Below are 9245 nucleotides of genomic sequence, written 5' to 3'. Positions count from 1 at the left end.
GTGCAGTTCGAGGTCGGTAGTGTGATGTTGGTGGAAAAGTTTGTTCAGCGCGGGTTGGCCCTGGGGTTGGTGGCCGCACCCATTGCCCGTGGTTTCAAGGGGGTGGTGGCCTTGCCGGTCAGTGATGCCCCCGTGCGCCATGTCTACGCGATTTGGTCGAATTCGCCGTCGCCGGCCGCCAAGGCGTTCCTGCAGGTGCTGGAACGCTGTCTTGATGCCAGGGCCAACAACTACTGAACGGCAATCACCTCATAGTCCTGGCGTACCCCGGCCAGAACCAGGCTGACGGCGTCGCCTTCCTGCTTGCCCATCAGGCTCTGGCCCAGTGGCGAGCGGGGAGTGATGACGGTAATCAGGGTTTGCGCCTGGGTGATCGTGAGGCCGGCGGCTTCAGGGCCGATGAACAGATGCCGTTGATTGCCGTTTTCCGCTTCCAGGGTCACCAGGTTGCTGACCTGAATGCCGCGTTCCGGGTCGTAGGGGCGCAGCAGGAGCTGTTGGTAGGCAATTCGTCCCTGGCGGATTTCTTCTGTGCGGCGTGCCTGGCCTGTGGCCAGGTATGAGGCTTCCAGGCCCAGGGTGTCGTATTTGTTCTCGGCGATGTTCTCTTCGTGGGTCGCGGTTTCATAAGCGGTCTGGGCCGCGCGCTGGGCAACCTCCAGGTCAATACCCAGTTTTTCGATGATCTGTTGCAGCAGTTCGGCCTTGTTCATGTCAGTTGCAAAATTCCAGGACGTTGGCGCGGCTTTTATCGGTTGGTGCAGTGCGGTTCTGTTGCAGCCAGAACTGGCACTTGGGGTTGGACAGGTTACGTGGATTGCTTTCCATCTGCTCCTCGGCCTGCTGCACTTCCTGTTTGCGCAGTATTTCCTTGTAGCGCTCGAACATCGGGTTATCGGCCGCAGCAGGTTGTTGTGGGGCCTGTACCGGGGCTGGGCGCAGGGTTTCAACCGCCTGGCTCAGCGGCGCGGTGGCTTGCGGCGCAAAATGCAGGGCCAGCCAGACGGTCAGCGCGATGGCGGCGAACCCCAGCCACAGGCCCAGGGCAATGCAGATGATCAATTGAAACGGCTTGAGGGTAATGCTCAGGGCGTGACGTCTTGCGCGAAAGGGCATGGCAGCCTCCTGGCCAGGGCGAGGAAAATGCAATTGTCGCATGCCGTTCCGGGTTTTTTCAGTGTCGGTGCTTTTGTCTGCGATGATTTATCCGGACAATCCACGCTTTTTTCTGACCGATACCTGAGGTGCCTCACATGAATGCTTCCTGGGACATCTTCTGTCGTGTGGTCGATAACTATGGCGATATCGGCGTCACCTGGCGCCTGGCCCGGCAGTTGGTGACGGAACAGGGGCTGGCGGTGCGTCTGTGGGTGGATGATCTGGGGGCGTTCGTACGTATTTGTCCACAGGCTGATCCGGCTGCCGGGCAACAGTGGCAGCAGGGCGTTCAGGTCTGCCAGTGGCCCGTCGATTGGCAGCCGACCCCGGTGGCCGATGTCGTGATCGGAGCCTTTGGCTGTCAGCTGCCGCCTGCCTACGTTCAGGCCATGCTGGAACACCCGACGCCGGTACTGTGGTTGAACCTTGAGTACCTCAGTGCCGAGGATTGGGTTGAGGGGTGTCACGGGTTGCCGTCGCCTCAGGCCAATGGGCTGCGCAAGGTTTTTTTCTTTCCGGGTTTTACCACCAGGACGGGCGGGCTGCTGCGTGAAGCGAGCCTGTTGGCGCGGCGTCAGGCGTTTGAGCAGGATCCGCTGGCGCGTCAGGCGTTTTTGCGGGGCATTGGCGTGCAACCACACGCCAATGCCCGGCTGATTTCATTGTTTGCCTATGAAAACCCAGGGGTGGCCAGTTGGCTCGAGGCCCTGGCTACCGACAGTCGGCCCAACCATCTGCTGGTGCCCGAAGGGCGCATTCTGGGTGATGTGCAGGCGTGGCTGGGGGAGACAGGTCTGGTGCCCGGCAGCATCGCTCGCCGTGGTGCGCTGACCGTGCAGATCCTGCCGTTTGTCAGCCAGGACGAGTACGACCAGTTGTTATGGTGCTGCGATTTCAATGCGGTGCGCGGGGAGGACTCGTTTGTCCGTGCGCAGTGGGCTGGGCGCCCACTGCTCTGGCATATCTATGTGCAGGAAGCGTACGCCCACTGGGAAAAACTCGAGGCCTTTCTGGAGCACTACACCCAAGGTCTGTCGGCAGCGGCGAGTGCCGCGTTGGTGGATCTCTGGCGTGCCTGGAACATGGATCGTGATATGGGGCCGGCCTGGCAACAGCTGCTTGCGCACTGGCCGGAACTGGATGCGCACGCCCGGCGTTGGTGCGCTACGCAGGCCGCTCAGCCGGACCTTGCCACGACGCTGGTACAGTTTTACCGAAATTGGCTATGATATGCGGCCTCGATTTTTGTAAATCCATCCAAATTCGGATATCTCGTAATGAAAACTGGTAAAGAGCTGAAACCCGGTACCGTACTGCGGATCGACAACGACCCGTGGCTGGTTCAGAAAGCGGAATTCACCAAGTCGGGCCGTAACAGCGCGATCATGAAGACCAAGCTGAAAAACCTGCTGACCGGCTACAAGACTGAAACCGTTTACGGTGCAGACGACAAGCTGGACGACGTGATCCTGGATCGCAAAGAAGCGACCCTGTCGTTCATCAGCGGTGACTCCTACACCTTCATGGACACCTCCGACTACACCATGTACGAACTGAACGCCGAAGACATCGAGGCCGTTCTGCCGTACATCGAAGAAGGCATGGAAGACATCTGCGAAGCCGTATTCTTCGAAGGCCGTCTGGTTTCCGTTGAGCTGCCGACCACCATCAGCCGTCAGGTTGTGTACACCGAAAACGCCGCACGTGGCGACACTTCGGGCAAGGTCATGAAGCCAGCCAAACTGAAGAACGGTACCGAGATCTCGGTTGCTGACTTCATCCAGATCGACGAGTTCATCGACATCGACACTCGCGACAACAGCTTCAAGGGCCGTTCCAAGAAGTAATTTCCTGGCGCCCACGAAAAACCCGGCCTTTGCCGGGTTTTTTTGTGTCTGCAGTGCCGTGAAAGGGGGGCTTACTGCCAGCGCAGCTCACTGCGCAACGCCAGGTCCCATGGCGGTACCGGGCTGAAGCGGCTCTTGAGGAACTCAAGCAGCAAGCGGCTGCGGGAGTTGGTTTCGTGCTCCAGGCGCAAGGCATAGATGCCGCTGCTTTCCGCTGCTGGCAGGCCGTTGTCGCAGAACAGCGGCAGCAGCTCCCCGCGTAGCAGGTACTCGCTGATCAACCAGGTCGGCAGGTGGGCGATGCCCAGCCCGGCCAGTGCGCCGAACAACAGGGTTTCTGCGTTGTTGGCGCTCATGCGCATGCGTGAGGGCCGCAGCAGGCGCATCTGTCCGTCGATGGCAAAACGCCAGGCGAACGGCGGGGCCAGGCCGTCCCAGTCCAGGCCATCATGTTCTGGCAGTTCCTGCGGGCTGCTCGGCACACCGCGCTGTTCCAGGTAGGCCGGGCTGGCGCAGGCAATGCGCACCATGTAGGCCAAGGGTGTCGCTACCAGGCGGGTATCGGCCAGTGGCCCGGCACGCAGCACCAGATCGACTTCGCCCAGGTGCGCGCCATGCAAGTCGACGAAGCTGTCGATCAGGCGCAGTTGAACATCCAGGCCTGGGTAGGCCACCAGGAAATCAGCGATTGCAGGCGCCAGATGACGGCGTCCGAACGCGGCGGGCGCATCAATGCGAATCAGGCCTTCAGGCGCGTTGCTCAGTGACACGGCTTCGGCCCGTGCCAGGCGCAGTTCTTCAACGATACGCCGGGCGCGCTCGGCGAATGCGTTACCAGCTGGGGTGGGACGCACCGCGTGGGTGCTGCGCACGAACAGTCGGCTGCCTACGGCGGCCTCCAGGGCATCGATGCGCCGGGCCACCGCAGACGGCGTTAGCGGGTGGCGTCGGGAGGCCGCGGAAAAGCTGCCTGCCGCCAGAACATCGAGGAAAAGGCTGAGTTGTTCGGTGAGGGCATCAGGGTTCATCGGCTGTATCGCCTTTGCGTAATTGGCATAGCCATTGTGCGTTGCTGTGCGTTTCCCTACTAGCCCTGGCTGGGTAGCATGTGGCGATTGATGACCTTCAAGGGGCCGGAATGATCGAGTGGATGATGTACATCGCGTTGGGCGCCGCCTTGGGTACGATGGGTGGGTTGTTTGGCATCGGCGGCGGCTTGATCGCGATTCCTGCGCTGGGCCTGCTGTTTGGCCTCGATCAGCAATTGGCACAGGGCACTGCGTTGGTGATGGTGGTGCCTAACGTGTTGTTGGCCCTGTGGCGCTACCATCAGCGCAACCGGATTGCCTTGCAGCATGCGTTGCCGCTGGCCGCAGCGGGCTTTGTCTTTGCCTGGCTGGGGTCGATCTGGGCCGTGGGCCTGGATGCTGGCGCGATGCGTCTGGGCTTTGTCGGTTTCCTGATCGCGCTGGTGGTCTGGAACCTGGCGCGCATGTTCATGCGCAGCACGCCGCCCTCGAGCGAGTTGCGCCAACCCTGGCCGTGGTTGGGCCTGTTGGGTAGTGGCGCCGGCGTTGTGGGTGGCCTGTTCGGTGTGGGCGGTGCGGTGATTGCCACGCCGGTGCTGACCAGCGTGTTCGGCACGACTCAAGTGGTCGCCCAAGGCCTTTCGCTGGCGTTGGCGGCGCCCAGCACGGCGGTAACTCTGGTCACATATGGCGTGCATCAGCACGTGGATTGGAGCATGGGCGTTCCCTTGGCGCTGGGCGGGCTGCTCAGCATCAGTTGGGGGGTAAAATTGGCCCATGCCCTGCCGGAGAAGGTGCTGCGTTCGCTGTTCTGCGGGTTTCTGGTGTTGTGTGCGGTGATGCTGGCGTTCAAGGTGTGAGGCGGACACATCGGTGTGCTACCCAAGCCAGGGTCCTTGAGCGTCAGGACCGTGGCTTGGGCTTTGGCGTTTGTGTCGGCGCGTACAGGTCTAGCGACGCACCTGCTTGAGGGTTTCGGCAATCAGGAAGGCCAGCTCCAGTGACTGGTCCGCGTTCATGCGTGGGTCGCAGTGGGTATGGTAGCGGTCCGACAGTGCATCTTCGGTGATCGGACGGGCGCCGCCGATACACTCGGTGACGTTCTGCCCGGTCATCTCGATGTGGATACCGCCGGCATGGCTGCCTTCGGCCTGATGTACCTGGAAGAACTGTTTGACCTCGCTGAGGATCTGCGCAAAGTCTCGGGTCTTGTAGCCGCTGCTCGCCTTGATGGTGTTGCCGTGCATGGGGTCGGAACTCCAGAGCACCTTGCGCCCCTCACGTTCCACGCTGCGAATCAGCGCCGGCAAGTGGTCGCCGACTTTTTCCGCGCCCATGCGCACGATCAGGTTGAGGCGCCCCGGGTCGTTTTCCGGGTTGAGCACGTCAATCAGGCGAATCAATTCCTCGGTGTTCATGCTTGGGCCGACCTTGACCCCAATGGGGTTGTTCACCCCGCGCAGGAACTCGACATGCGCGCCGTCGAGCTGGCGGGTGCGGTCGCCAATCCAGAGCATGTGCGCCGAGCAGTCGTACCAGTCGTTGGTCAGGCTGTCGCGGCGCACGAAGGCTTCTTCGTAGTTGAGCAGCAGCGCTTCATGGGCGGTGAAGAAACTGGTTTCGCGCAGCTGCGGTGCGCTGTCCAGGCCACAGGCGCGCATGAAGGCCAGGGTTTCGTCGATGCGGTCGGCCAGTTGGCTGTACTTCTCGGCCAGGGCCGAGTTAGCGATGAAGTCCAGGTTCCACTTGTGCACCTGATGCAGGTCGGCAAACCCGCCCTGGGCAAAGGCGCGCAGCAGGTTCAGGCTGGCAGTGGACTGGTGGTAGGCCTGCAGCAGGCGCTCTGGATCAGGCACGCGGCTTTTTTCATCGAAACCAATGCCGTTGACGATGTCGCCGCGATAAGCGGGGAGGGTGACACCGGCGATGGTTTCGTCGCCCGCCGAACGGGGTTTGGCAAATTGTCCGGCCATTCGGCCGACTTTCACCACCGGGCAGCCGGCCGCAAAGGTCATGACAATGGCCATTTGCAGGAGCACTTTGAAAGTGTCGCGAATTTTTGCCGCTGAGAACTCCGCGAAGCTTTCGGCGCAGTCGCCGCCTTGCAGCAGGAAGGCGCGGCCCTCGGTGACTTCCGCGAACTGACGGCGCAGTTCGCGGGCTTCGCCGGCAAACACCAGCGGTGGATAACTGGCCAGCGTCTGCTCGACCTTGTGCAGGTGCGTCGCGTCAGGGTAGGTCGGTTGTTGCTGGATCGGCAGGGCGCGCCAGCTGTCAGGACTCCAGGGTTGGCTCATCGCAGACTCGGTTGTTATCAGATTATAAAGAGGGCTGGGGTCATGGTAACAGTTGCAAGGCGCCTTGTTGCACTGCCTGCATTGGCGGACAATGGCGGTTTTGCTTGGGCAGGCATCGGTGCCGGGAGACGAGATGACAGAGGAACGGGTAGAGCGGCTGCTGGCCCAGGTTCACGACGAGTACGGCACCATCAGTGTGCTGGAGGTCGAGGACTACCGCTTCCTTGAGTTCGGTGAGGCCATAGAGCAGAGCTGCGTGTTCACGGCCGATCCAAGCTGGCTGGAGTACGACTACACCCGTGCCATGCTGATTGGCGCGTTGTGCCATGCCGAGCCGGAAAGTGCCTTGTTCCTCGGGCTTGGTGCCGGCACCCTGACCCAGGCCTGCCTGAAGTTCCTGCCGCTGGACGATGTCGAGGTGATCGAGCTGCGCCCGGATGTGCCGCGCCTGGCCATTGAGTACCTGGGGCTGGACGACGACCCGCGCCTGTATATCCGCGTGGGCGATGCGGTGGAGCTGCTGGAAACCGCCGAAACCGCCGACCTGATTTTCGTCGACCTGTATACCGATCACGGGCCGAGCGTGGGGCATCTGGCCTGGCGCTTTTTGGAGAACTGCCAGAAACGCCTCAATCCCGGCGGTTGGCTGGTGATCAACCAGTGGGCGGCGGATGACGGCAAGCCGCTGGGGGCTGCGTTGTTGCGCGGGCTGTATCATCGGCACTATTGGGAGCTGCCGGTGAAGGAGGGTAACGTCATTCTGCTGGTTCCGGCAGACCTCGAGCAGACGCTGGACATGCCTGGCCTTGTCGCTCGGGCCGATGCATTGGCACCCCGTCTGGGCTACTCGTTGCAACCGTTGATCGGAGCGATCCGCCCGGCGAGTTGAGGCGGCTGCTGAAATAATCGATTCAGCCCATGCCCCGGGGCGATATGCGCGTAATCCGGGGCGCCGCTCTATGCTGTCATCTTTCGATAAAAAACTCTCACGTGAAGCGCTATTTCAGGTATAGTACGCGCCGGTCTTTTACTAGACCTCGTCTTAGGTAGTGCAATTTCCCGAAGCCAGCTTCGGCTGCGCGTCCGCACAGCGGACTCTCCTTGACGTTCCTTTTTCTTCAATCGTTTTCGCAAATCCCCGCCGACAAAGCTGCCAGGGTGACCCGTGGGTCTTACAAGGCATGCGCAGCTTTGGAGCATGGGTCTTTGCGGATGCACTTAGAGGCAGACCCATGACCCAGGAAACCGGCGGCTTCGCCGCTCTCGACCTTCATCCGAGCATTGTTGCTGCTGTATTGGCTACCGGCTACGAAGAGCCATCCGCCATTCAGCAACAATCGATCCCGATTATTCTCGCCGGTCATGACATGATCGGCCAGGCGCAGACAGGTACCGGTAAAACCGCTGCCTTCGCACTGCCAATCCTGAATCGCATCGACCCGAGCAAGCGCGAGCCGCAAGCCCTGATCCTGGCGCCAACCCGTGAGTTGGCGCTGCAAGTAGCCACCGCCTTTGAAACCTACGCCAAGCAAATGCCGGGCGTAACCGTGGTGGCCGTGTACGGTGGTGCCCCAATGGGCCCACAATTGAAAGCAATCCGTAACGGCGCGCAAATCGTCGTTGCTACCCCGGGCCGTCTCTGCGACCACCTGCGTCGTGATGAGAAAGTCCTGGCGACCGTCAATCACCTGGTGCTCGACGAAGCCGACGAAATGCTCAAGCTGGGCTTCATGGACGACCTGGAAGTCATCTTCAAGGCCATGCCGGAAAGCCGTCAGACCGTACTGTTCTCGGCGACCTTGCCTGCTTCTATCCGTGCCATCGCCGAGCGCCACCTGCGCGATCCGAAGCACGTCAAGATCCAGAGCAAGACCCAGACCGTAACGGCCATCGAGCAGGCTCACCTGATGGTCCACGCGGACCAGAAAGTAGCCGCTGTCCTGCGTTTGCTGGAAGTTGAAGAGTTCGATGCGCTGATCGCCTTCGTACGTACCAAGCAAGCGACCCTGGACCTGGCCAGCGCCCTGGAAGCCAAAGGCTACAAGGCTGCAGCACTGAACGGCGACATCGCCCAGAACCAGCGTGAGCGCGTCATCGACTCGCTCAAGGATGGCCGTCTGGACATCGTCGTCGCGACCGACGTTGCTGCTCGTGGTCTGGACGTACCGCGCATCACTCACGTGTTCAACGTTGACATGCCGTACGATCCTGAGTCTTACGTTCACCGTATTGGCCGTACTGGCCGTGCAGGTCGTGAAGGCCGTGCACTGCTGCTGGTCACCCCGCGTGAGCGTCGCATGCTGCAGGTTATCGAGCGTGTAACGGGCCAGAAAGTTGCCGAAGTTCGCCTGCCGAACGGCCAGGCTGTTCTGGATGCGCGTATCAAGAAGCTGACCAACAGCCTGGCGCCGCTGGTAGCCGACGCTGAGTCGACTCATGGCGACCTGCTGGACCGCCTGACCGCCGACATCGGTTGCAGCCCACGTGCCCTGGCTGCTGCCCTGCTGCGCAAAGCAACCAACGGTCAGGCGCTGACCCTGGAAGCGGTTGAGCGTGAGCAGCCACTGGTGCCGACCTACACTCCGCGTGAGCGTACTGCGGGTGATCGTCCAGAGCGCAGTGATCGTGAGCGTCGTGCGCCAATGCCGCTGGGCGAAGGTCGCGCTCGTTGCCGTACCGCGCTGGGTGCGCGTGATGGTATCGCTGCCAAGAACCTGCTCGGCGCTATCCTCAACGAGGGTGGCCTGGCACGTGAAGCAATCGGTCGCATCCAGGTGCGTGACAGCTTCAGCCTGGTTGAGCTGCCAGAAGACGGTCTTGAGCGTCTGCTGACCAAGCTCAAGGACACTCGCGTTGCCGGCAAGCAGCTGAAGCTGCGTCGCTACCGCGAAGATTGATCCGCGCGTCATAAAAAA

At 61.4% G+C, this 9245-nt stretch carries 10 protein-coding genes; 6 read left to right on the top strand and 4 right to left on the bottom strand.

The window, feature by feature from the left end; genetic code table 11:
* The coding region (locus EKA13_RS16850; protein ID WP_245704352.1) for a LysR substrate-binding domain-containing protein at positions 1 to 237 on the top strand (237 nt) is incomplete at its 5' end.
* Here the strand turns inward: EKA13_RS16850 and EKA13_RS16845 are convergent.
* Both EKA13_RS16845 and EKA13_RS16840 read right to left on the bottom strand, forming a co-directional pair.
* Positions 231 to 713, bottom strand: a complete 483-nt coding sequence (locus EKA13_RS16845) for a GreA/GreB family elongation factor (RefSeq protein WP_065760480.1) — start codon at positions 711 to 713, stop codon at positions 231 to 233. The two genes, EKA13_RS16850 and EKA13_RS16845, sit on opposite strands and share 7 nt — an antisense overlap.
* Position 714: 1 nt before the next feature.
* Complete coding sequence (locus EKA13_RS16840; protein ID WP_065760479.1) at positions 715 to 1116, bottom strand: hypothetical protein; 402 nt, start codon at positions 1114 to 1116, stop codon at positions 715 to 717.
* A 137-nt stretch (positions 1117 to 1253) separates the two neighbouring features.
* Between EKA13_RS16840 and earP the strand changes: the two genes are divergently transcribed.
* Together earP and efp are read left to right on the top strand one after the other, a co-directional pair.
* Positions 1254 to 2387, top strand: coding sequence for an elongation factor P maturation arginine rhamnosyltransferase EarP (gene earP, locus EKA13_RS16835; protein ID WP_065760478.1), 1134 nt, complete (start codon positions 1254 to 1256; stop codon positions 2385 to 2387).
* 48 nt (positions 2388 to 2435) lie between these two features.
* On the top strand, positions 2436 to 3005 hold the full coding sequence (gene efp, locus EKA13_RS16830; RefSeq protein ID WP_065760477.1) for an elongation factor P: 570 nt from the start codon (positions 2436 to 2438) through the stop codon (positions 3003 to 3005).
* A 71-nt stretch (positions 3006 to 3076) separates the two neighbouring features.
* Here the strand turns inward: efp and EKA13_RS16825 are convergent, their stop codons facing one another.
* Entirely contained in the window at positions 3077 to 4033 is a 957-nt protein-coding gene (locus tag EKA13_RS16825) for a LysR family transcriptional regulator (protein ID WP_065760476.1), read from the bottom strand.
* Positions 4034 to 4143: 110 nt separating this feature from the next.
* Between EKA13_RS16825 and EKA13_RS16820 the strand changes: the two genes are divergently transcribed.
* Positions 4144 to 4893: a sulfite exporter TauE/SafE family protein gene (locus EKA13_RS16820; protein WP_065760475.1), complete on the top strand. Its 750-nt coding sequence runs from the start codon at positions 4144 to 4146 to the stop codon at positions 4891 to 4893.
* 90 nt (positions 4894 to 4983) lie between these two features.
* Here the strand turns inward: EKA13_RS16820 and EKA13_RS16815 are convergent, their stop codons facing one another.
* On the bottom strand, positions 4984 to 6330 hold the full coding sequence (locus EKA13_RS16815; RefSeq protein ID WP_065760474.1) for a class II 3-deoxy-7-phosphoheptulonate synthase: 1347 nt from the start codon (positions 6328 to 6330) through the stop codon (positions 4984 to 4986).
* Positions 6331 to 6463: 133 nt separating this feature from the next.
* Here EKA13_RS16815 and EKA13_RS16810 point away from each other — a divergent pair, with 133 nt between their 5' ends.
* Both EKA13_RS16810 and EKA13_RS16800 read left to right on the top strand, forming a co-directional pair.
* The gene (locus EKA13_RS16810; protein ID WP_065760473.1) at positions 6464 to 7219 is read left to right on the top strand and encodes a spermidine synthase; all 756 of its coding nucleotides are present in this window, start codon (positions 6464 to 6466) and stop codon (positions 7217 to 7219) included.
* 343 nt (positions 7220 to 7562) lie between these two features.
* Positions 7563 to 9227, top strand: coding sequence for a DEAD/DEAH box helicase (locus EKA13_RS16800; protein WP_065760472.1), 1665 nt, complete (start codon positions 7563 to 7565; stop codon positions 9225 to 9227).
* Positions 9228 to 9245: the final 18 nt, after the last annotated feature.

The sequence above is a fragment of the Pseudomonas defluvii genome, assembly GCF_001695625.1.
GTDB lineage: Bacteria > Pseudomonadota > Gammaproteobacteria > Pseudomonadales > Pseudomonadaceae > Aquipseudomonas > Aquipseudomonas defluvii.
Note: the sequence above shows the minus strand (reverse complement) of the source record. Positions and strands in the feature narration are given on the sequence as shown.